This is a genomic window from Pseudomonas sp., assembly GCF_036387035.1.
Taxonomy (GTDB): Bacteria; Pseudomonadota; Gammaproteobacteria; order Pseudomonadales; family Pseudomonadaceae; genus Aquipseudomonas.
This window is the reverse complement of sequence record NZ_DASVUM010000075.1, coordinates 1-23,986: the sequence shown is the minus strand read 5'-3', so window position 1 is coordinate 23,986 and position 23,986 is coordinate 1. Positions and strand designations below refer to the sequence as shown.

At 61.1% G+C, this 23,986-nt stretch carries 11 protein-coding genes; 6 read left to right on the top strand and 5 right to left on the bottom strand.

All coding sequences use genetic code 11. The annotated features are described in order from the left end of the window. Nucleotides 1-347: 347 nt before the first annotated feature. Nucleotides 348-2,012, top strand: coding sequence for a glucose-6-phosphate isomerase (pgi, locus tag VF672_RS06745; protein WP_331102778.1), 1,665 nt, complete (start codon nt 348-350; stop codon nt 2,010-2,012). An 86-nt stretch (nt 2,013-2,098) separates the two neighbouring features. On the opposite strand, the gene VF672_RS06740 is transcribed toward pgi, so the two are convergent. Continuing rightward, a complete protein-coding gene (locus VF672_RS06740; protein WP_331102776.1) occupies nt 2,099-2,668 on the bottom strand; it encodes a hypothetical protein in 570 nt (189 codons plus the stop codon). A 317-nt stretch (nt 2,669-2,985) separates the two neighbouring features. Between VF672_RS06740 and VF672_RS06735 the strand changes: the two genes are divergently transcribed. Further along, complete coding sequence (locus VF672_RS06735; protein WP_331102774.1) at nt 2,986-4,167, top strand: acetyl-CoA C-acetyltransferase; 1,182 nt, start codon at nt 2,986-2,988, stop codon at nt 4,165-4,167. A 130-nt stretch (nt 4,168-4,297) separates the two neighbouring features. Here VF672_RS06735 and mgtA read toward each other — a convergent pair whose 3' ends face one another. Next, a complete protein-coding gene (mgtA, locus tag VF672_RS06730) occupies nt 4,298-7,033 on the bottom strand; it encodes a magnesium-translocating P-type ATPase (RefSeq protein ID WP_331102772.1) in 2,736 nt (911 codons plus the stop codon). A gap of 580 nt (nt 7,034-7,613) precedes the next feature. On the opposite strand from mgtA, the gene VF672_RS06725 reads away from it, so the two are divergent. The 3 genes from VF672_RS06725 (at nt 7,614) to VF672_RS06715 (ending at nt 12,028) form a co-directional block, all read left to right on the top strand. Continuing rightward, nucleotides 7,614-8,630 (top strand): class I SAM-dependent rRNA methyltransferase, encoded by a 1,017-nt coding sequence (locus tag VF672_RS06725; protein ID WP_331102770.1) that lies wholly within the window; start codon nt 7,614-7,616, stop codon nt 8,628-8,630. Nucleotides 8,631-8,741: 111 nt separating this feature from the next. Beyond that, nucleotides 8,742-11,711 carry a DUF748 domain-containing protein gene (locus VF672_RS06720; RefSeq protein ID WP_331102769.1) on the top strand — a complete coding sequence of 990 codons (2,970 nt, stop codon included), beginning with the start codon at nt 8,742-8,744 and terminating at the stop codon, nt 11,709-11,711. Then, complete coding sequence (locus VF672_RS06715; RefSeq protein WP_331102766.1) at nt 11,711-12,028, top strand: DUF2845 domain-containing protein; 318 nt, start codon at nt 11,711-11,713, stop codon at nt 12,026-12,028. The genes VF672_RS06720 and VF672_RS06715 overlap by 1 nt, the downstream gene beginning before the upstream one ends. Before the next feature lie 889 nt (nt 12,029-12,917). On the opposite strand, the gene VF672_RS06710 is transcribed toward VF672_RS06715, so the two are convergent. From VF672_RS06710 to VF672_RS06700, 3 genes are read right to left on the bottom strand one after another with little or no spacing between them, the layout of a single operon-like run. Next, complete coding sequence (locus VF672_RS06710; RefSeq protein ID WP_331102764.1) at nt 12,918-14,291, bottom strand: HlyD family type I secretion periplasmic adaptor subunit; 1,374 nt, start codon at nt 14,289-14,291, stop codon at nt 12,918-12,920. Next, complete coding sequence (locus VF672_RS06705) at nt 14,281-16,434, bottom strand: type I secretion system permease/ATPase (RefSeq protein WP_331102762.1); 2,154 nt, start codon at nt 16,432-16,434, stop codon at nt 14,281-14,283. The genes VF672_RS06710 and VF672_RS06705 overlap by 11 nt, the downstream gene beginning before the upstream one ends. A 49-nt stretch (nt 16,435-16,483) precedes the next feature. Next, the gene (locus tag VF672_RS06700) at nt 16,484-17,833 is read right to left on the bottom strand and encodes a TolC family outer membrane protein (protein WP_331102760.1); all 1,350 of its coding nucleotides are present in this window, start codon (nt 17,831-17,833) and stop codon (nt 16,484-16,486) included. A 400-nt stretch (nt 17,834-18,233) separates the two neighbouring features. Between VF672_RS06700 and VF672_RS06695 the strand changes: the two genes are divergently transcribed. Next, a partial coding sequence (locus VF672_RS06695) for a retention module-containing protein (RefSeq protein ID WP_331102758.1) occupies nt 18,234-23,986 on the top strand: 5,753 nt, incomplete at its 3' end.

Sequence of the window (23,986 nt, the reverse complement as noted above, 5' to 3'; positions counted from 1 at the left end):
TGCACGCCCAGACCCATGGACATCTCCGGTCATGTGTAAAGCAAAAGTCACGTGATCGGATGACCATCTGCGCCTATGCTCACTGCGCCGAAACCAGGTGTAAAACGCAGGCCCTCGCTTACCCGGGCTCGCGCGATGAACTTTAGGCGCACCCGCAATGCCATACCGATACAGTTCGTGACGAACCAGGCAACTCTACTCTGTGAGAAAAAGTACCGAGCAAAGGTAAAGCAAGGCGCAGACATCGGCGCTGCCGGGGACTAGTCTCTGACGCACCCAAGAATTCATGTCCACCCCTGCTTTTCAGTGTCCAAAAAGGCAGTTCAAGTACAAGGAAACCCGCAGCGATGGCGTACTACCGCACTCCTCATGACGTCACTACCCTGCCCGCCTGGCAGGCGCTCAACGATCACCGCAAAGCCATGCAGAACTTCAGCATGCGCGAGGCGTTCAACGCAGACCCCAAGCGTTTCGACGAATTCACGCTCAGCAGTGCCGGTCTGTTTCTCGACTATTCCAAAAACCTGATCACCGCCGAGACTCGCCAGTTGCTGGTCAATCTGGCCAATGAAGTCGGCCTGAAAGAAGCCATCAAGGCGCAGTACGACGGCGAGTTGGTCAACGGCTCGGAAGGCCGCCCGGCGCTGCACACCGCACTGCGTCGCCCGGTCGGCGACAAGCTGCTGGTCAACGGCGTCAACGTGATGCCCGAAGTGCACAAGGTGCTGAATCAGATCACTGATCTGGTAGGCCGCATTCATGACGGTCTGTGGCGTGGCTACACCGAAAAGCCCATCACCGACGTGGTCAACATCGGCATCGGCGGCTCGTTCCTCGGCCCCGAGCTGGTGTCCGAGGCCTTGCTGTCTTACGCCCAGAAAGGCGTTCGCTGTCATTACCTGGCGAACATCGACGGCACGGAGCTTCACGAGCTGACTCAGAAGCTGCGCGCCGAGACCACGCTGTTCATCGTCTCGTCCAAGACCTTCACCACCCTCGAAACCCTGAAGAACGCCACCGCCGCCCGCGCCTGGTACCTCGCACAGGGCGGGTCCGAAGCCGAGCTGTATCGCCACTTCATTGCGGTCTCGAGTAACAACGCTGCCGCCGTTGCCTTTGGTATTCGAGAAGAGAACATCTTCCCGATGTGGGACTGGGTCGGCGGCCGTTACTCGCTGTGGTCGGCCATTGGTCTGCCCATCGCGCTGGCGATCGGCATGTCGAACTTCAAGGAGCTGTTGTCCGGCGCCTACACCATGGACCAGCACTTCCAGAACGCCGAATTCGAAGAGAACATGCCGGCGCTGCTGGGCCTGTTGGGTATCTGGTACGGCAACTTCTGGGGCGCGCAAAGCCACGCGATCCTGCCGTACGACCATTACCTGCGCAACATCACCAAACACTTGCAGCAGCTGGACATGGAATCCAACGGCAAGAGCGTTCGCCAGGACGGCGTGCCGGTGAAGACCGACACGGGCCCGGTCATCTGGGGGGGCGTTGGCGCCAACGGTCAGCATGCTTACCACCAGTTGCTGCACCAGGGCACGCAAATGATCCCGGCCGATTTCATCGTGCCGATCGTCAGCTTCAACCCGGTGTCCGACCACCACCAGTGGCTGTATGCCAACTGCCTGTCCCAGAGCCAGGCCTTGATGCAGGGCAAAACCCGCCCTGAAGCCGAGGCCGAACTGCGCGCCAAGGGCGTACCGGAAGAAGAAGTGCAGCGTGTCGCGCCGCACAAGGTCATTCCGGGTAACCGTCCGAGCAACACCATCGTCGTCGAGCGCATCAGCCCTCGCCGGTTGGGCGCACTGGTCGCCATGTACGAGCACAAAGTGTTCGTTCAAAGCGTGGTCTGGGGCACGAACGCCTTTGACCAGTGGGGCGTGGAGCTGGGCAAGGAGCTGGGCAAGGGCGTTTATGGCCGCCTTGTCGGCACTGACGAAACCGTCGCCGAAGACGCTTCGACCCAGGGCCTGATCAATTACTTCCGCGGTCGTCACCGCGGCTGATCCACAGTCCTGTAACTCCTCGAAACCCGCTCCTCGCAAGAGGCAGCGGGTCTCGTGCGTTTGGGCCCTGGTCTTCCAGTCCCGGTCTAGTCCTCCAGCTCCGGCAGCGCTGTCGGATCGAGCTGAATGGTGTGCTGCCGTGGATTGCGCTCGCAAAGGAAGAGGTCGTCTCGGGGGCCTTCCTTGGGGCCGACATGCCGCAGGTGCATCAACGAACCACACCAGGGGCACTGCGCCGTTAGGCGATTAATCCGAAGCCGGCCGCTCAGGCTGATTTCAAGGTAATGACGCGAACCGAGAAAATGCTCGAATTTGCGGCGCCGCAACACCGCTGACATGACGACGGCCATGACCGCAACCAGGAAGGAAAACATGAAGCCCGTTGTCCACGAACTTTGCCAGCCCATCGCCGGCTGAAACAGAGCGAAGTACAGCCCGATCAGGCTGGCGAGGCCGGTGATGTAGCCAAAGATGGAGACGTTGTTGCTGTCGAGACTGCGTCCACCCAACGCGGGGTGGCGCTGAATATGCAATTGCTCCGGGGTAAACGTCGGACGTTCGGTGTGGCTGATGTTGACGTTGGCACCACGAAAGTCGCCGACGCCAACGTTCAGGCTGTGGTCGCCGCTTTGAGCACCATGGTTATCGTTCGGCAAAAGGGGCTCCTGAAGCATGACCAATGGAATGGCCGGCGATTGTCCACGCGCTCCAATCAGCCAGGTATCAGCCGCTTCCGGCATTCCAGGGAGAAATGAAGACACTTGCTGTCGTACAATTCCGTAGGAACGATCCCTCACCTCGATGCGAATGAGTAGGACCAAAAGCCGACGGCCTCCTCTCGTCGCCGAAGGGCTTAAATTATCACCATCATTTATGCAACCATGCGCCTCCTTGATCCGGCTGCCTGCCCTGTCTTTCCACCTCTTCTTACCCGGTCCGGCGCCGCATCCCACCCTCACGAGGAATTCGCACCATGCAAGACGTCGTAATCGTTGCCGCTACCCGCACCGCGGTGGGTAGTTTCCAGGGTTCGCTGGCGAATATTCCCGCGGTTGACCTAGGCGCTGCCGTCATCCGTCAATTGCTCGCGCAGACCGGTCTGGACGGTGCGCAGGTGGATGAGGTGATCATGGGTCAGGTGCTCACCGCAGGCGCTGGCCAGAACCCTGCGCGCCAGGCTGCGATCAAGGCGGGTTTGCCGTTTGCGGTGCCCGCCATGACGCTGAACAAGGTCTGCGGCTCAGGCCTCAAAGCGCTGCATCTGGGGACTCAGGCGATTCGGTGCGGCGACGCGGAGGTGATCATTGCCGGCGGTCAGGAAAGCATGAGCTTGGCCAATTACGTGCTGCCGGGGGCGCGAACCGGTCTGCGCATGGGCCACGCGACGATGGTCGACACGATGATCAGCGACGGTCTATGGGACGCGTTCAACGATTACCACATGGGCATCACCGCCGAGAACCTGGCCGACAAATACGACATCAGCCGTGAGGCGCAAGACGCCTTTGCCGCTTCGTCGCAGCAAAAGGCCGCCGCTGCCATCGAGGCCGGACGCTTCGTGGACGAAATCACCCCGATCCTGATTCCCCAGCGCAAGGGCGATCCGCTGTCTTTCGCCACGGACGAACAGCCGCGCGCAGGCACGACCGCTGAATCGCTGGGCAAGCTCAAGCCGGCGTTCAAAAAGGACGGCTCGGTCACGGCAGGCAATGCGTCGTCACTGAACGACGGTGCGGCGGCGGTCATCCTGATGAGCGCCAAAAAAGCGGAAGCCCTGGGCTTGCCGGTGCTGGCGCGAATCGCTGCTTACTCCAATGCCGGCGTCGACCCGGCAATCATGGGCATCGGCCCCGTGAGCGCAACACGCCGTTGCCTGGACAAGGCGGGTTGGTCGCTGGATGAACTGGACCTGATTGAAGCCAACGAAGCTTTCGCCGCGCAGTCATTGTCGGTGGGCAAGGAGCTGGGCTGGGACATGAACAAGGTCAACGTCAACGGCGGCGCCATCGCCATCGGCCACCCGATCGGCGCGTCGGGCTGCCGCGTGCTGGTGACCCTGCTGCACGAAATGATCAAACGTGATGCGAAGAAGGGCCTGGCGACCTTGTGCATCGGCGGCGGACAAGGGGTGGCGCTGGCGTTGGCGCGGTCATAAAAATCTGGGCAATACGCAGACGTAGGACCGGCTTCAGCCGGGAAGAGGCCGGTTCGAACACCCAGAATTCTGCGGTGTGACGCCCGACGCCTTCCCGGCTAAAGCCGGTCCCACAAGTATCATCTGGCCTTCACTGCCAGCCGAACTTGCGCACATAGAAGCCCTTCACCGCCTGAGTCAGCGCGACATAGGCAATCAGAATCACCGGCAGGATGGCGAAGTACAACGGGGGCAGCGCCTGCAGTTTGAAGTAGTGCGCCAGCGGGCCCATCGGCAGGAAGATGCCCACGGCCATGATCACCCCGGTCATTACCATCAGCGGCATCGCCGCGCGGCTCTGCAGGAACGGGATTTTTGGCGTGCGGATCATGTGCACGATCAGCGTCTGCGTCAGCAGTCCCACCACAAACCAGCCGGATTGAAACAGGGTCTGATGCTCAGGCGTGTTGGCGCCGAACACGTACCACATGACGGCAAAGGTGGTGATGTCGAAGATCGAGCTGATCGGCCCGAAAAACAGCATGAAGCGCCCCACCTCCGCAGGCTGCCAGCGTTGTGGTTTTTTCAGCAGTTCCTCATCGACGTTATCGAACGGAATGGCGATCTGAGAGATGTCGTACAGAAGGTTCTGCACCAGCAGGTGCATCGGCAGCATCGGCAGAAACGGGATGAACGCGCTGGCGACCAATACCGAGAACACGTTGCCGAAGTTGGAACTGGCCGTCATCTTGATGTACTTGAGCATATTGGCAAAAGTCCGGCGCCCTTCCAGCACGCCCTCCTCCAGCACCATCAGGCTCTTCTCCAAAAGGATGATGTCCGCAGCTTCCTTGGCGATGTCCACGGCGCTGTCCACAGAGATACCGATGTCGGCAGTGCGCAGCGCCGGCGCGTCGTTGATCCCGTCGCCCATGAAGCCCACCACGTGCCCATTGGCCTTGAGCAACCGAACGATGCGCTCTTTGTGCGAAGGCGTCAGTTTGGCGAACACGTTGGTGGTTTCGACGGCGAGCGCCAGTTCGGCATCGCTCATGCGCTCTATGTCACCGCCCAGCAGCAGGCCCTGACGCTCAAGCCCCACTTCGCGGCAGATTTTCGCGGTGACACGCTCGTTGTCACCGGTCAGCACTTTCACGGCCACGCCATGCTCGGCCAGCGCCTTGAGGGCGGGCGCGGTGCTTTCCTTGGGCGGGTCGAGAAACGCCACATAGCCGATCAGGGTCAGGTCGCTTTCGTCGGCCAGGCCGTAGGTGTCGCGGCCCGTTTCCATGGCGCGCGCGGCCACCGCCACCACGCGCAGACCTTCTTCATTGAACGCCGCAGTGACGTGCAGAATACGCTCGAGCAACTCAGGCGTCAGCGCTTCTTCGGCATCGCCATGGCGCACGCGTTTGCACACGCTCAGCACTTCTTCCAGCGCGCCTTTGCAAATCAGCAAATGAGGCTCGCGCTCCTGCTGCACCACCACCGACATGCGCCGGCGATTGAAGTCGAACGGCACCTCATCGACCTTGCTGAAGGCGGTGCCCACTTGCAGCTCGCGGTGAATCTCGACGTGCTCCAGCACGGCGACGTCCAGCAGGTTTTTCAGGCCGGTCTGGTAGTAGCTGTTGAGGTAGGCCATTTCGAGTACGTCGTCGGACTCATCGCCCCAGACGTCGACATGGCGCGCCAGAAAAATCTTGTCCTGCGTCAGAGTGCCGGTTTTGTCAGTGCAGAGAACGTCCATGGCGCCGGAGTTCTGGATGGCGTCGAGGCGCTTGACGATGACTTTCTTGCGCGACAGAAACACCGCGCCCTTGGCCAGCGTCGAGGTGACGATCATGGGCAGCATTTCCGGGGTCAACCCGACAGCAATGGACAGCGCAAACAGCAGCGCTTCCATCCAGTCTCCCTTGGTGAAACCGTTGATGAACAGCACCAGCGGCGCCATCACAAACATGAAGCGGATCAGCAGCCAGCTGACTTTATTCACGCCGGCCTGAAACGACGTCGGCGCACGATCGGTGGCGCTGACCCGCTGCGCGAGCGCGCCGAAATAAGTATTGTTGCCGGTGGCAAGGATGACGCCGGTCGCCGCACCAGAGACCACGTTGGTGCCCATGAACAGGATGTTTTCCAGGTCCAGCGGGTTGCCGGTGTCGACCTCGTGACGCCGCGCGAATTTCTCGACGGGCATCGATTCACCGGTCATCGCGGCCTGGCTGACGAACAGGTCCTTGGCGCTCAGCACGCGGCAGTCCGCTGGAATCATGTCGCCGGCTGACAGCACGATCAGGTCGCCCGGCACCAGTTGCTTGATCGGCAACTCGATGGGTTTTTGCCTGCCAGCATCGCGAGCCTCGAACGTGCTGTCGGCGCGGCGCATGACCGTCGCCGTGTTGCTGACCATTGCCTTGAGCGCATCGGCGGCCTGATTGGACCGCGCCTCCTGCCAGAAGCGCAGCAGGGTGGAGAGCACTACCATCGAGAAAATCACCGCGGCGGCTTTCATGTCCTCGGTCAGCCACGAAATGAACGCCAGCAGGGTCAGCAGCAGGTTGAAAGGATTTTTGTAGCAGTGCCACAGGTGCACCCACCAGGGCAGCGGCTGTTCGTGCTCGACTTCGTTCAGGCCATGTTGTTCGCGCAGGTGTTGCGCTTCGGCTTCGGTGAGGCCGTCGACGTGGCTGCCCAGACGCGCCAGTAACTCAGGCGCATCACTGCTGGCGCCACGGGTCAGGGTTTGCGCGAGGGTGGGTGGCACTTCGCGGCTGACGGTGGCGTCGGTCACGCTGTCGAGGGTTGCCAGCCGACGAAAGTGCCGGCCCAGTGTGCGGGTACGCACGAAGTCGGCGAGGAATTCTTTCAGGAGGGTGTACTTCATGGTTATGTCCCCTGGACTGAAGGCTGCTGGAGCTGAAAGCACAGAACCTTGAGCGGGTACGGCTCACCCTCGGCGCCGCGCTCGTCAGAGCAGGCACCACAGGCTGGCCCGCACGACCAAAAGCCGCGCGCGTCCGATGCGCAGACAAACGACACCAAGGTCGGTCTTTACGCAGGATGGGGCGTCAGGGAAAGGACAGGGAAGCGGGCTCTGATCAGAGTCCGCCGGCACTGCCGCTTCTCACGTTGTCGGCGAGATAGCGGCAGTGAAAAGACTGCGCGTTATCGTGCCGAGGATTGGCCGGCCGTCATCACCGGCTGACGTCTGTCACTCGAACAAGTACCCACTGTGGGTCTCCGCATTGGTTGAAAACGGGCGAAGCATACGCCCGGGTTTCAGGGGAGTAAATCGCCGGTACACAGGGTCCGCAGGGTATTACGGATGTCTTCAGGGGAGGTTCAGGAAAGGGTGATTGTGGTGCAAAATCCGTAGGAGCCGGCTTGCTGGCGAACAGGCCGCAACACCGGCATTGGCCTTACTGATAAACTCGCTCGCCCTCATTCCTGCCCCAAGGCCGAGCATGTCTTCGTTGAATCAGGCGCTCAGCGTCGCCCTCGATAATCGTGAATCCCTGATCGCGCAATTGCATGCCCAAGGCACGGATTGCTATCGCCTGTTCCACGGCAGTCAGGAAGGCGCGAGTGGGCTGACCGTCGATCGCTACGGCCCGCAACTGCTGGTGCAAAGCTTCCACAACAGCCTGGACCTCGACTCGCTGCTGGCGCTGCATGCCGCCGTCAATGCGCGCCTGGGCCTGGAACTGCTGCTGGTCTACAACGACCGCTCCCAAGGCAACTCGCGGGTTGATCGCACCGACGCGATCCATAAACCCGACGACGCCGCGCTGGCAGATCTGGTCGGCCATGAATGGGGCCTGAATTACCGGGTGCGCGGTCGTCATGCCGGGCAGGACCCGCTGCTGTTTCTCGACCTGCGCAACGCCCGGGGCTGGGTCAAGCAACATGCCGCCGGCAAGAGCGTGCTCAACCTGTTTGCCTACACGTGCGGCGTTGGATTGAGCGCGGCAGCCGGCGGCGCGCGCGAGGTATGCAACCTGGATTTCGCCGAAGGCAATCTCGCAGTCGGCCGCGAGAACGGTCTGCTCAATCCGCAGCTGCCGACCATGCACTTTGTCCAGTCCGACTATTTCCCCGCCATTCGCCAACTGGCCGGGCTGCCCATCGCGTCCCGTCGCGGCCACAAGCTGCCGAGCTACGTGCGCCTGGAGCAACGCCAATACGACCTGGTCCTGCTGGATCCACCGGCCTGGGCCAAGAGCGGCTTTGGCACGGTTGATCTGCTGCGCGACTATCAAAGCCTGCTCAAACCCGCGCTGCTGACCACCGCCGAGGACGGCGTGCTGATCTGTTGCAACAATCTGGCGAAGGTCAACCTGGCCGACTGGCGCGAAGACGTGCTGCGGTGCGCGAATAAGATCGGGCGGCCGGTGCGCGACTGCCAGGTGCTGACCCCGGGCGCCGACTTTCCGTCACTGGACCAACAGCCGCCACTCAAGACATTGATCTTGCAGCTGTGATGGTTGATTGCGACTAAGGAAACTTCCCACAAGCATTGAAGCGACTGGATTCGGAACCAGATTGGCGTGCCATACTCCAAGGACCTCCCATCGAGCGAGTCGGCGACCTACATGCCCAAAGGATTGAAACGCGCCATCGGCGCCCTGCTGGCTGCATTCGCCGTTTACAGCGTGCTGGGATTTCTGATCCTGCCAGGCGTAGCGTTACGGATCATCAATCAACAACTGGCGAACTACGCCACGGTGCCGGCCCGGGTCGAACGTCTCGAATTCAACCCCTACAGCCTGGAAATCACGCTGTGGGGCCTGAACATCGGGGCGCCGGGCAAGGAGCAAATCGGTTTCGCTCGGCTCTATGCCAATCTGCAAATCGACAGCGTGTGGACCAAGGCGCTGCACCTCAAGGCCGTGGAACTCGATAAACCTAAGACCGAGCTGCTGTTCGCCAAAGACGGCACGCTTAACCTGGCCGGGTTGTTCAAGCTGCCCGCCAGCGAACCCGCAAAACCCGACGAACCCCCAAGTAAGCCGTTTCCGCTGCGCATCGGCGAGATCAAGCTGACCGACGGCTTCGTGCACTTCCAGGACATGCGCCCCAGCGAGCCCATCGAGTTTCTGTACGACGCGCTGAATTTCGAACTCAAAAACCTCAGCACGCTGCCAGAAGACAACGCCGACATGACCCTGGTCGCCGCCGGGCCTGAGGGCGGTCAGATCGATTGGGTCGGGCGCATCAGCCTGGTGCCGATCGCGTCGGAGGGCACGCTCAAAGTCACCGACAGCAAGATGAAAGTCTGGTGGCCCTACGTGCGTGATGCACTGCCGCTGGTGCTGAAGGATGGCGTGCTCAACTTCAGTACCCACTACTCGCTCAGTCTGGCCAAGGAAACCGAGCTGCTGCTGGACAACACGTCCCTGAGCGTCGCGCCCTTCGCCATCGACGCCCCGGACGGCAGGCCGCTGGCTCGCTTGAAAAAGCTGAGCGTGAGCGAGACGTCCATTGATCTGGCCAAGCAGCGGGTGACCGTCGGCAAGATTCGCAGCGAAGGGCTGGAGACCTGGGCGACGCGGGAGTCTGACGGTGAACTCGACTGGCAGAAGTTGTTTGCCAGCCAGCCCTCCAAAGCGCAGGCGAAAAAGGTCGAGGCTGAAAAACAGCAACCCGCCACCGCCAGTGCCGCGCCGGGCAGCGATGTTGTTGACAGTACAAAGCCGGCGGCGCCGAGCAAACCGTGGCAGGTGTTGCTGCGCGATACCCAGCTGCGTGACTACCGCGTTCACCTCGCCGACAAGGTACCGAAGGAGCCTGTCGCGATTGACGTCGGCCCTTTGAACCTCGACCTGACCGGCTTCGACAGCCTCAACAAGTCGCCCTTCAAACTCAAGCTCGACACCGGCGTGGGCAAGCAAGGCAAGCTGACCGCCGAAGGCGAAGTGAACCTGGCGCCCGTCCGCGCCCAGCTCAATGTCACCACCCGGGATGTCGACCTGCGCGTGGCGCAGTCTTATGTCACGCCGTTCATCCGCCTGGAAGTGCGCAGCGGCATGCTCAACACCGACCTGGCGGTGGACCTGAAAAGCACCGAGCCTCTGGCGCTGGGCATTACCGGCAAGGCGCAGATCGATCAGTTGCACACCCTCGACACGCTCAAGTCGCGGGACTTCGTGAAGTGGCAGCGGTTGAATGTCGAGGGGCTGAATTTCCAGCTGGGCGACAGCCTGACCATCGCCACCATCAATGTCGATCAGCCCTATGCGCGCTTCGTGATCGCTGACGACCGCTCGACGAATATCGACGATCTGCTGATTCCGCAGCCTGCTGATCAAGCGCCTGCCGCGCCGAAAGCCAAGGCGGCCGCCAGCAGCGACAAGCCGATGGGCATACGCATTGGCGAGGTGAACATCACCAACGGCTCGGCCAACTTCGCCGACTTCAGCCTGACCCCCAACTTTGCCACCGCCGTTCAGCAGCTTAACGGCAAGATCGGCACTTTGGATAACCGCCAGGACAAACCCGCCTCGGTGAACATCAACGGCAAAGTGGATCGCTACGCGCCAGTGACCATCAAGGGCGCGCTGAATCCGTTCAACCCGATGGCGAGTCTGGATATCGCCACCAGCTTCAAGCGGGTGGAGCTGACCACGCTGACGCCCTACTCCGGCAAGTTCGCCGGCTATCGCATTCGCAAGGGACGGTTGAATCTTGACCTGCATTACCTGATCACCAAGGGCCAGCTCAAAGCGGAAAACAAGGTGGTCGTGGAGCAGCTGCAATTGGGTGAAAAGGTAGACAGTCCGGACGCCGTGAATCTGCCGTTGAAACTGGCGATTGCCCTGCTCAAGGATACCGATGGCAAGATTTCCATCGAGCTGCCTGTGACGGGCGACCTCAACAATCCGCAGTTCAGCGTGATGCCGATTGTCTGGCAAACGCTGCGCAATCTGCTGGTGAAAGCGGCCGCGGCGCCGTTCAAATTGATCGGCGGGTTGATCAGCGGCGGGGGCGGCTCGGAAGATCTGGGTACGGTGGCCTTCGCACCGGGCGCTGATGAGTTGAGTCCTGAGGCGATGGGTTCACTGGACAAGCTGGCGGCAGGATTGAAAGCGCGGCCGGCGTTGCGCCTTGAGATCGAGGGCACCAGCGCTGAAGCGAGCGACGGGCCGCTGATCGCCCAGCAACGGCTCGAACGTGAATACCAGAGCACGTACTACAAAATTCTCCAGCGCCGGGGCGACAAGGTGCCCGCGCAGCCGAGCGATCTGACCGTGCCGGATGATGAGAAGGCTCCGATGCTTGAGGGCATTTATCGCACGCGTCTGAAGCAGCAGCCGCCCGGCGAGTGGGTGGATCTGGGCAAGGAGGCGCGTCAGAACAAATTGCGGGAGGCAGTGCTCAAGTCCTGGAGCTCCAGCGCCTTGCTGTTGCGTCAGCTTGGGCAGGAGCGGGCGGCCAGCATCAAGGATTACCTGGTTGAGAAGGGACAACTGGCCGATGAGCGGGTGTATTTCATCGACACCACCCTGGGCCAGCCGGAAAAAGACGGCCGCGTCATCAGCCCCCTGCACCTGGACAGCGAGTAATGCGTTTGAAGAACACAAGAACAAGGCTGGCGCTGGCACTCGGTTTGACCGCACTTATCAGCGCTGCCCAGGCCGATACGTTGCGCTGTGGCAGTCAACTGATCAGCGTCGGTGACCGAATGTTTGAAGTGCAGCAGAAATGCGGCCAGCCCGTCAGCCAGGACATCATCGGCTACAAGGAAACCGTCAATCACTACCGCCAGGTGGATCAGGTGCAGGTCCAGGAATGGATCTACGGCCCGAGCAACGGGATGTACCAGTACTTGAGGTTTGAAGGTGGGCGGCTGGTGAACATCGACAGCAAGCGCGGGAAGTGACGCCTTCGCCAGCATTCATTGGGACCGCGCGCTGCGAGCCCTGTAGGAGCCGGCTTGCTGGCGAACCGGACGGGGCAGTCACTGCTGCGGAGGCTGGATGAATGCCTTCGCCAGCAAGCCGGCTCCTACAGATGAGTGCTCGGCGACGCCCCACCGTCCGCCGTGAAAACGGCGATCAAGCTGGCCGTTCCCGGCTGAAGCCGGTCCCACGGGGTGCGCGGTCTGTAGGACTGGCTTTAGCCGGGAAGAGGCCAGTTCAAACACCATCAGATTTTCGGTGTGACACCTGACGCCTTCCCGGCTGAAGCCGGTCCCATAAAGTGCGCGGTCTGTAGGACTGGCTTTAGCCGGGAAGAGGCCAGTTCAAACACCATCAGATTTTCGGTGTCACGCCTGACGCTTTCCCGGCTGAAGCCGGTCCCACGGGGTGCGCGGCGTGTCAGTGGGACCGGCTTCAGCCGGGAAGAGGCCAGTTCAAACACCAGCAGATTTTCGGTGTGACACCTGACGCCTTCCCGGCTGAAGCCGGTCCTACGGGGTGCGCGGTCTGTAGGACTGGCTTTAGCCGGGAAGAGGCCCGCGAGAACACCAGACATTTGCGGTGTCACGCCTGACGCTTTCCCGGCTGAAGCCGGTCCCACAAAGTGCGCGGCGTGTCAGTGGGACTGGCTTTAGCCGGGAAGAGGCCCGCGAGAACACCATACATTTGCGGTGTCACGCCTGACGCTTTCCCGGCTGAAGCCGGTCCCACGAGGTGCGCGGTCTGTAGGACTGGCTTTAGCCGGAAGAGGCCGGTATCAGCACCATTAGATTTTCGGTGTGACAACCGACGCCTTCCCGGCTGAAGCCGGTCCTACAACGTGCGAGGCCAGTCTCCGGCCATCAACCATCAACGCTCGTGCAATGCTTCGGCGCGGGCTTTGAGGACGGGTTTGAGCAGGTAGCTCAGGATGCTCTTCTTGCCGGTGATGATGTCCACCGAGGCAATCATGCCGGGGATGATCAGCAGCGGGTGCTCGTCGGTGCCGAGGTGGCTGCGGTCGGTGCGCAGCTTGATCACATAAAAGGTGTTCTTCTTCTCTTCGTCCTGAATCGTGTCAGCGCCGATCTGCTCCAGCTTGCCTTTCAGCCCGCCGTAGATGGTGTAGTCATAAGCGGTGAACTTGATCATCGCTTCCTGCCCCGGGTGCAGGAAGGCGATGTCTTGCGGGCGAATGCGCGCTTCCACCAACAAGGTGTCGTCCAGCGGGACGACCTCGGCGATGTCGCTGCCCGGCTGGATCACGCCACCGACGGTGTTGACCAGCATCTGCTTGACCACGCCGCGCACCGGCGACGTCACCATCGTACGGTTCACGCGGTCTTCGAGCCCCTTGGCCGTCGATTGCGCTTTCGAAAGGTTGGTGCGCGCTTCGTTCAGTTGCGTCAGCGCGTCACTGCGGAATTTGCCACGGGTTTCGTCGATCTTGCGCTGCACTTCGGCAATCGCTGCCTGTGCGCGAGGGATCGCCAGCGTGGTGCCGTCCAGCTGCCCGCGGGTTTCCACCTCGGAGCGTTTGAGTCGCAGGATGTCCACCGGCGACACCGCGCCCTGGGCCACCAATGGCTCGGACATGCCGATCTCCTGGCGCAACAGGCCCAGGCTGCTACGGTATTGCTCCTGCTTGGAGCCAAACTCACGCAGTTCCTGCTGGCGCTGAATCAACTGCTGCTGCAAGCCACCCACCTCATCAACCAACTGCTGACGACGGCTCTTGTACAGCGACTCTTCGTTGGACGCCTGATTAGGCACCAACTTGCGCGCCTCGGCGCTGATGTTCAGCGGACGATCATCCACCTCGGCGCTCAGCCGCTCAACGCGCAACTGCATGGCCAGACGATCCGCTTCGGTTTCGCCCACGTTGGAGGCAAAGCGGGTGTCGTCGAGACGAATCAGCGGTGCGCCGGCGTCGACGATCTGGCCGTCATGCGCATAGATCTGCGCAACGATGCCGCCCTCCAGGTTCTGGATTTTCTGGATCTTGGTCGACGGAATGGCCTTGCCCTCGCCCTTCGTCACTTCATCGATCACGGCGTAATTGGCCCAGACGATGAGAAACACGAAAAACAGGATCACCGCCCAAATGGTGAGCCGGACGATGCGCGGGGCGTCGTCCACCAGTGCTTTTTTGACTTCAGGCAGCGCCTGGCCTTCCAGCGAAGGCGAGCCTTTGAAGTAGCCGAAGATGCCGCCGCCGGAGTTCGGCCCTGATTTAAGCAACACTGATCTGCCCCTTCTTCAACGCTTCCATAACGGCGGCCTTCGGGCCGTCGGCCACGATCTGGCCACGGTCGATGACGATCAGGCGATCCACCAGGCTGAGCAGCGACGCCCGGTGTGTCACAAGAATCATGGTCTTTTTCTCGATAACGCCATGCAGGCGCTGCTTCAAACGTTCTTCGCCGGTGTTGTCCATGGCGCTGGTAGGTTCGTCGAGCAACAGGATCGGCGGATCCAGCAACAGCGCCCGCGCCAGCGCGACGTTCTGGCGCTGGCCACCGGAAAGGTTCTGCCCGCGTTCGCCCACCTGCAGCTCGTAGCCCTGCGGATGCAGGCTCGCAAACTCGTGCACGCCCGCCAATTCAGCGGCCTGCAGCACCATCTCGTCGTCCACGTAACGCGCACCGGAAATCAGGTTGTCGCGCAGCGTGCCCGACAGCAGCTGAATGTCCTGAGCCACATAACCGATGTTATGGCGCACTTCACTGATGTCGATCTGACGAATGTCGACCCCATCGACCAGCAGCGAGCCTTCATCCGGCTGATAAAGGCCGACCAGCAGCTTGGCGAGGGAGCTTTTTCCCGAACCGCTACGGCCGATGATGCCGACCTTCTCGCCTGGGCGGATCACCAGATTGATGTTGCGCAGCGCCAGGTTCTGTTGATTCGGATAGGTGAACTCCAGGTTGCGGAATTCCATGGCGCCTTGCAGGACCTGACGGCTGAGCGGACGCTCGTCGAAGTTGCGTTCCTGCGGCAGCTCCATCATCTGGTCAACCGACACCATCGTCACTTTCGCTTGTTGATAACGCGTCAGCAGGCCCGACAGCTGCGCCAACGGGCCAAGGGCGCGACCGCTGAGCATGTAGCACGCCACCAGGCCGCCCATGCTGAGCACGCCGTCCATGATCATGTAAACACCGAAACAGATCATCGCCACGCCCGCCAGTTGCTGGATCAGCAGGGTGATGTTCATGGCCAGACCCGAAAGGACCTTGACCCGCAATTCCAGGCGGCTGAGCGTACCGATGGTGTGTTCCCACTGGTACTGACGCTCGCTTTCGGCGTTGTTCACCTTTACCGCATCCAGACCGGCGAGGGTTTCGATCAGGCTCGACTGACGCTCGGCACCCAGCGCCATGGTGCGCTCAAGGGTGGACGTCAGCGGCTTTTGCAGGAAGTGGCCGATGCCCAGCGCCAGCGGGAAGGCGATGATCGGAATCCACACCAGATGCCCGCCCAGCAGCGCGATCACCAACAGGATGATCAAGGTAAAGGGCAGGTCGATGAGGCTGGTCAGGGTCAGCGACGTGAGGAAGTCACGCATGCCCTGGAATTCATGAATGTTCTGGGCGTAGCTGCCGACCCGCGCCGGGCGAAACTTCATCGCCATACCGACGATGCGCTCGAACAGCGTGGCGGAAATGATCAGGTCGGTTTTCTTGCCGGCCAGGTCCAGGCACAGACTGCGCAGGCCCTTGAGCAACAGGTCAAACAGGAACGCGCCACAGATACCGGTCGCCAGCACCCACAATGTTGCAGTGGCCTGGTTGGGCACGACGCGGTCGTAGACGTTCATGACAAAAAGAGGGGTCGCCAGAGCGATCAGGTTGATCACGAAGCTGGCAGCGATCGCGTCGACGTAAAGCCAGCGAGACAGCTTGAGTGTGTCTTTGAACCAGGAACGAGCGCGCGGGATGAGCGAACCCTGGGTCACGTCAAATTTATGCTGCGGCTGTGCGAAAAACACCTTGCCGCTGTAATCCTGCGCCAGCGTTTCGGTCTGGATAAGCACTTCGCCGCCGTTGCTCTCGCTGATCAGCAGGCGGGCCGATTCGCCCTCCCAACCGAGCAGCACGGCAGAGCGCCCTTCTCTCAGGAGCAGCAAGGCGGGCAATGCGATTTCGGGAATCTGGGTGAGCTTGCGCTGCAGCAACCGTCCCTGCAAACCGGCCCGGGCTGCGGCGCGAGGCAGCAGATCCGGGCTCAGGCGTTGCTCGGGCAATGGCAGACCGGTGGTCAGCATGGCCCGGCTCGCCGGCTTGTGATGCAGAGCGCAGAGTGTCAACAGCCCATCGAGTAAGGGGTCGTCGTGCTGGCTGCGTGGATCATGACCTAATTGAGCCGAAGGTAATTCCAAGTCCACGCTGACACTCTCTTTCTCAAACGGTTAAAAAAGCTGACTCCGTCAAGAATCAGTTCATGCCCGGCAGCTGAACGGTCGGTTTGACATCGTTCTGCACAACCGATGCCATCGGCGCCACGACGCCCTGGCTTTTCAGCAAGGTGCCCATGTCCGCCTTGAGACGGTACTGGGTGTACGTCTGCAGGTTCTTCAGTTGCACCAGACGCTGTTGCGCGGTGAACAATTCGTTCTCGCTGTCGAGAAGGTCGAGCAGGGTACGCTCTCCCAGACTGAATTGCTGCTGGTACGAAGTACGAACACTGGCTGCACGCTCTACATACTGCTGAGCGATTGGCACCTGCGCGTTGGCGTTGTTGTAGGCGTTCCAGGCCAGGCCCAGTTCTTCGTTCAACTGACGCAGCGCGTTGTTGCGGATATCCAGTGCCTGGCTCGACAGGTACGACTTCGATTGCAGGTCAGCCTTGTTGCTGCCACCGGCGTACAGGTTGAAGCGCATGCGGACCATGGCTTCCCAGCCATTGTTGTGGCCTTCGTCGCCACCAATGTTGTTATCGGCATTACGGCCCAGTTCTGCATCGAAGCGCGGGTAGTAATTGGACTGCGCCGAGCTGTACTGCTTTTCAGCGGCAACGATGTCGGCTTCGGCCGAGCGCAGTACCGGGCTGTTTTCCAGCATTTGACGGCGGGCTTCGTTCAGATCGGCAGGCATCATGGCGAACGGCGACGGTGCTTCCAGTTGGTCAGCTTCCAGACCAACGGCACTCAAGTAATTGGTTTGGGCGTCGGCCAGATTGGTTTGTTCGGTAATCAGGTTGTTACGGGCCTGTGCCAGACGCGCATCGGCCTGGTCCATATCGGCCATACGCCCGACACCGCGGGAAGTGCGAAGTTTAATCTGATCGTAAATACGTTCGTGACTCTTCAGGTTCTCTTCTGCCAGCCGAACCATTTCACGTTGAGTGAGAACATCGAGATAGACCTGCGCAACAGTCAAACCCGTGCGTTCAGTTGTATTTAACAACGAATACGCCCGGGAATTGGCGGTGGCTTGTTGACGCGCAACTTCGTTACTTGTTGCGAAGCCATCAAACAGCATCTGCTGAAGGCGGATCTGCGACTCGCCACGGTCCAGTGTCTGGTAGTCGTGACGGCCGGTCGAGGCACGGGTGCTCGGCGTGTCGGAACCGGCGCGGCCGTAGCCTGCCGTGACGTCGACACGCGGCAGGTAGCCGCCTTTGGCAGCACGGAGCGCGTAGTCCTGGGCGATACGGGCGTTGATGCCGGCCTGCACTTCGGGATGCTCGTCCATGGCTTTCTGCATGGCGGACTGTAGGGTCTGGGCTTGAACGAACCCGGCACAAAGGATGAGTGGTACTGCAGTGAAAAGGTGCTTACGCATTTGGTGATTTCCCGAGAACGTACTTGTTCAAAACACAGCAATACACACTGCCGCATCGTAAAAATGGCCATTGAAGTGATCGTTTCGAGAGTGTTCTGAAGGGCGCTTGCGATCACACTGCAGAAATACGCGATCTCATCAAATATCAATGTGACATTACGGATGCGATTGTTTAGGATGTCGCCGAATAGGTCAATACTTTGGCAGAAAGTTAATTCCAGTGCCGACCTGACGTAAATAAATTGACGCCAGATTATCTGCAACTTAAATAGTTCCCTAAGTTGTTATCCGGCATCGAAACAAATGCGAATCTTTACGTATTCCAGTATGAAGCGGCGTTAGTTAAGGCCGGTCGGCATGATGGATACCAACTGAACGGTAATTTCGGAGAGTCACCCCCATGAGCAGTGTTGTTGCCATCGTCAAAAGCATTGTTGGCCAGGTCGTTGCAGTATCCCCTGAAGGGATTCGTCGTGTGCTCATCGAGGGTGACCGGTTGTTCACCGGCGAGCAGGTTCTGACAGGCCCGGGAGGCGCAGTCACACTGCAGCTTGCTGATGGCCGTCAGCTGGACATGGGCCGCGACAGCCAGTGGAGCGCAGACGCACCCGCTTCCACCACCAACCTTGCCGAAGCCACCGCGCAGGCGGCACCGTCGGTTGCGGAACTGCAGCAGGCCATCGCGGCCGGCGCCGACCCGACCAAAGACCTCGAAGCCACCGCGGCAGGCCCGCAGGCAGCGCCAGGTGATGGCGGCAACGCCGGCGGCGGCCACAGTGTGGTGATGCTCACGGAGACCGCGGGCTCGGTAGACCCGACGATCGGCTTCCCGACCAATGGCCTGGGGACGACTACCACGCCTCCGCCTACGCTGAGCAATGGCCTGGCGATCGACAACGGCAACGGTAACGGCACCCCCGTCGTACCGCAGACGGGCACGCTGACACTGACCGCCACCCAGACGCTGACCGAAGCCGGCGGCGCGCTGGTGTACACGGCGAACGTCACCCAGGCCCCGACTTCGGACCTGACGATCACCCTGTCCAACGGATCGACCATCGTCATCCGTGGCGGCGACACCTCGGGCTCCACCACTGTTCAACTGGCTGACAACAACACGCCGTACATCGACCCGTCAGTCATCAGCACCACCATCACCGGTACCGCCGGCGGTGGCGGCCTGGTCGTGACGACGGATCCGACCCCGGCGGTGACCACCATCACCGACACCATCGACACCACCGTTGCCAGCATCACCGGCACCCAGTCGGTGATTGAAGGCCAGGCCGCGACCTACACCATCACGCTGAGCAACCCGGCCCAGACCGAAGTCACGATCAACCTGACCTACAGCGGCACGGCGACCGACGGCACCGACTACACGCAAGTGGTAAGCGTGAAGATCCCGGCCAACAGCAGCAGCGTCACGTTTGATCTGAACACGCTGAACGACACGATCCCGGAAGGCGTTGAAAACGTCACCGTGGCCATCGGCGCCATCACCGGTGGCAACTTCGAAAACGTTGTCGCCAGCGCGACCAACGGCAGCGTCACTACCACCATCATCGACAACGACTCCCTGCCAGTCGTCGACGGCAATGGCAACGGTAACGGCGTCAACAGCGAAACCACCTTCACCGAAGGCCAGGCCGGCGTATCGATCGCCGACCAGTTGACCATCACCGACGCCGACAGCCCGAACCTGCAAAGCGCGCGCGTCACCCTGACCAACCCTCAGGACACCGACACCCTGGTGGTGGGCAGCCCGAACGCGAACATCGCGGTCAACACCGCCACCGTCAACGGCCAGATCGTCCTGACGCTGACCGGCGCGGCCACCGCTGCCGAATACGAAGCTGTGATCAAGTCGATCACCTTCCAGAACAGCAGCCAGGACCCGAGCGTCGCCGATCGCACCATCACGGTGACCGTCAACGACGGCCAGAACGATTCCGTGCCGGTCAGCAGCATCGTGCACGTCGTGGCGGTCAATGACGCCCCGACTGTTTCGTTCACCGGCACCGACTTCGTCGAGAACGGCGCGGCTCAGGCTTTGGTCGGCAATCTGCAAATCGGTGACGTCGACGGCGGCCAGTTGAGCGGCGCGAAGATCACCGTGACCGGCGTTCAGGCCGAAGACCTGATCGCTTCGCCTGCCTTCCAGAGCGGCAACACCGGCACCACCGGCTCGGGCATCAGCTACACGCTGGGCAACGATGGCAACGGTAATGTCGTCATTCAGCTGAGCGGCAATGCATCGATCGCTGACTACACCACGCTGATCAACTCGATCACCTACGCCAACAACAGTGACGCCCCGATCACCACCCCGCGCGGCGTGACCATCGAAGTCACCGACGTTGATACCCATGGCACCAGCAACCTGACGGGCAGCGCCACCGGTGAAGTCAGCATCACCCCGGTCAACGATGCACCCGTCGTCAACGACGCATTGGGCCAGGGCGACGAAGACACCGCCATCGCGGTGAATCTGACCGGCACGGACGTCGACGGCACCATCGACCACTTCAACCTGGTCACTCTGGCAGCCAACGGCACCTTCTACGCCGACGCTGCCGGCACCCAGGCGCTGACCAACCTCAGCAACATCGCCGCCACCGCCAACGGCGCGACGATCTACTTCAAGCCGAACGCCAACTGGGCGGGCGACACCAGCTTCACCTATACCGCGGTCGACAATCAGGGCCTGCCAGCCGGCGCGCCAGCCAACGGCATCATCAACGTCACGCCAGTGGCCGATGCCCCGACCGTGACCGTTGCCGACGCCATAGGTAATGAAGATTCGGCAATCAAGTTGACCCTGAGCACCGCTTTGGTCGACACCGACGGCTCGGAATCCCTGGGTCCGCTCGTCGTGTCCGGGATTCCGGTCGGCGCCGTACTGAGCGACGGCAATGGCCACAGCTACACCTCGATTCCGACCGGCGACGGCGCTGTGTACATCGACGGTTGGGATCTGAATAACCTGACCATCACCCCGCCGAAAGACTTCAACGGCGCGATCACCTTGCAAGTGAGCTCGACGTCGACCGAGGGCGCCAACAAGGATTCAGCCACCACGACCCTGCCTCTGATCGTCACCGTGACGCCAGTGAACGACGGGCCGGCGGTCAACTTCGACAGCGTGACCTACACCGAAAACGGTGCACCGATCGCGCTGGTCAACAGTTTCAGCATCACCGACATCGACAGCACCCAACTGAGCAGCGCGAAAATCACGCTGACCGGGATTCAGGCTGAAGACCTCGTTGTGTCCCAGTACTACAAAGGTGGCACCACCGGCCTTACTGATCTGGGCATCACCTACACCCTGAGCAATGACGCCAACGGCAACATTGTGATCGACCTGACGGGCAATGCCTCGGTCGCCAACTATGAAACCCTGATCAAATCGCTCACTTACGCCGACAACAGCGAAAACCCGAGCACCGTACCGCGCGGCGTGAGCATCTCCGTTACCGACCTGGACGCGAACGGCACCACTAACCTGACCGCCGTGCATGACGGCCAGATCAACGTGGTGACCGTCAATGACGCCCCGACCGTCAACGCGGCACTGGGCCAGGGCAACGAAGACACCGCCATCGCGGTCAACCTGAGCGGCGCTGATGTCGACGGCACCATTAAGTACTTCAACCTGGTCACCATGGCCGAGCACGGCACGTTCTACGCCGACGCCGCCGGAACCCAGGCGCTGACCAACCTCAGCAACATCACCGCCACCAACAACAGCGCGACGATCTACTTCAAGCCGGATGCCAACTGGGCAGGCGACACCAGCTTCACTTACACCGCTGTCGACAACCAGGACCTGCCAGCCGGCGCGCCAGCGAACGGCGTTATCAACGTCACGCCAGTGGCTGATGCACCAAGCGTCACCGTTGCCAACGCTAATGGCGCTGAAGACAGCGCGATCAAGCTGGACCTGAGCGCTGCGCTGGTCGACACCGATGGTTCTGAATCCTTGGGCCCGATCATTGTGGGCGGCATTCCAGTGGGCGCGGTGCTCAGCGATGGCAATGGCCACAGCTACACCTCCATCCCTGTTTCTGAAGGGGGCGATGGCGAGGCTTACCTCACCGGCTGGAACCTGAGCACCCTGACCATCACGCCGCCGAAAGACTTCAACGGCCTGATCACCCTGCAAGTGAGCGCGACGTCGACTGAAGGCGCCAACAGCGACTCAGCCACCACGACCAAGTCGCTGACAGTGAACGTCACGCCCGTCAACGACGCGCCAACCGTCACCTTCATCAACCCTGAATACGTCGAAAACGGCGCACCGCAGGCATTGGTCAGCGATCTGAAAATCGGCGACGTTGACAGCACCCAGCTGAGCAGCGCGAAGATCACGCTGACCGGTATCCAGGCTGAAGACCTGATCGTTTCCCAGTACTACAAAGGCGGCACCGGCGGCGATACCACCCTGGGCATCAAATACGCCCTCAGCAACGACGCCAACGGCAACATCTTCATCGACCTGACCGGCAAGGCATCGATCGCCGCCTACACCACGCTGATCAACTCGATCACCTACGCCAACAGCAGCGATAACCCGAGCACCACGCCGCGCGGCGTGACCATCCAAGTCACCGATGTTGATGCCAAGGGCACCAACAACCTGTCGGGCAGCGCCACCGGTGAAATCGACGTGAAGGCGGTCAACGATGCTCCGACCGTCAACGCGGCACTGGGCCAGGGCAACGAAGACACCGCCATCGCGGTCAAGCTGACCGGCGCTGATGTCGACGGCACCATTAAGGCCTTCAACCTGGTCACCATGGCCGAGCACGGCACGTTCTACGCCGACGCCGCCGGAACCCAGGCGCTGACCAATCTCAGCAACATCACCGCCACCAACAACAGCGCGACGATCTACTTCAAGCCGGATGCCAACTGGGCGGGCGACACCAGCTTCACTTACACCGCTGTCGACAACCAGAACCTGCCAGCCGGCGCGCCAGCGGACGGCGTCATCAATGTCACGCCAGTGGCTGATGCACCCACCGTCACCGTTGCCAACGCGACGGGTGCCGAAGACAGCGCGATCAAGCTGGACCTGAGTGCTGCACTGGTCGACAAGGACGGTTCTGAATCCCTCGGCCCGGTCATTGTGGGTGGCATTCCAGTGGGCGCGGTGCTCAGCGATGGCAATGGCCACAGCTACACCTCCCTCCCTGTTTCTGAAGGCGGCGATGGCGAGGCTTACCTCACTGGCTGGAACCTGAGCACCCTGACCATCACGCCGCCGAAAGACTTCAACGGCCCGATCACTCTGCAAGTGAGCGCGACGTCGACCGAAGGCGCCAACCAGGATTCGGCCACCACGACCAAGTCCCTGACCGTTAACGTCACGCCCGTCAATGACGCGCCAGTGGTCACCTTCGACAGCGTGACCTACACCGAAAACAGCGCGGCAACGCCGACGGCGATCGTCAGCAACTTCAGCATCACCGACGTCGACAGCACACAACTGACCAGCGCGAAGATCACGCTGACCGGCATTCAGGCCGAAGACCTGATCGTCTCCCAGTTCTACAAAGGCGGCACCGATGGCGACACGGGCCTGGGCATCAAATACGCCCTCAGCAACGACGCCAACGGCAACATCGTCATCGACCTGACCGGCAAGGCTTCGGTTGCCAATTACGAAACCCTGATCAAGTCGATCACTTACGCCGACGACAGCAAAAATCCGGTCACGGACGCACGCAGTGTCACTGTCTCCGTCACTGACGCAGATGCCAACGGCGCCAGCAACCTGACCGTCGTTCACGACAGCAAGATCAATGTCGTGGCCGTCAACGATGCCCCGGTCGTCAACTTCGGCAGCGTTACGTACACCGAAAACGGCAAGGCGACTGCGATCGTCAAAGACTTCAGCATCACCGACGTCGACAGCAAAGAGTTGAGCAGCGCGAAGATCACGCTGACCGGCATTCAGGCTGAAGACCTGATCGTCTCCCAGTTCTACAAAGGCGGCACCGATGGCGACACGGGCCTGGGCATCAAATACAGCCTCAGCAACGACGCCGACGGCAACATTGTTATCGACCTGACCGGCAAGGCTTCGGTTGCCAACTACGAAACCCTGATCAAGTCGATCACCTACGCCGACAGCAGCAACAACCC

What these genes read in the sequence shown, in the direction of transcription:
- VF672_RS06735 (WP_331102774.1), top strand. Translation starts at nt 2,986, where the DNA reads ATGCAAGACGTCGTAATCGTTGCCGCTACCCGCACCGCGGTGGGTAGT.
- VF672_RS06700 (WP_331102760.1), bottom strand. Translation starts at nt 17,833, where the DNA reads ATGCGTAAGCACCTTTTCACTGCAGTACCACTCATCCTTTGTGCCGGG.
- mgtA (WP_331102772.1), bottom strand. Translation starts at nt 7,033, where the DNA reads ATGAAGTACACCCTCCTGAAAGAATTCCTCGCCGACTTCGTGCGTACC.
- VF672_RS06720 (WP_331102769.1), top strand. Translation starts at nt 8,742, where the DNA reads ATGCCCAAAGGATTGAAACGCGCCATCGGCGCCCTGCTGGCTGCATTC.
- VF672_RS06715 (WP_331102766.1), top strand. Translation starts at nt 11,711, where the DNA reads ATGCGTTTGAAGAACACAAGAACAAGGCTGGCGCTGGCACTCGGTTTG.
- VF672_RS06725 (WP_331102770.1), top strand. Translation starts at nt 7,614, where the DNA reads ATGTCTTCGTTGAATCAGGCGCTCAGCGTCGCCCTCGATAATCGTGAA.
- pgi (WP_331102778.1), top strand. Translation starts at nt 348, where the DNA reads ATGGCGTACTACCGCACTCCTCATGACGTCACTACCCTGCCCGCCTGG.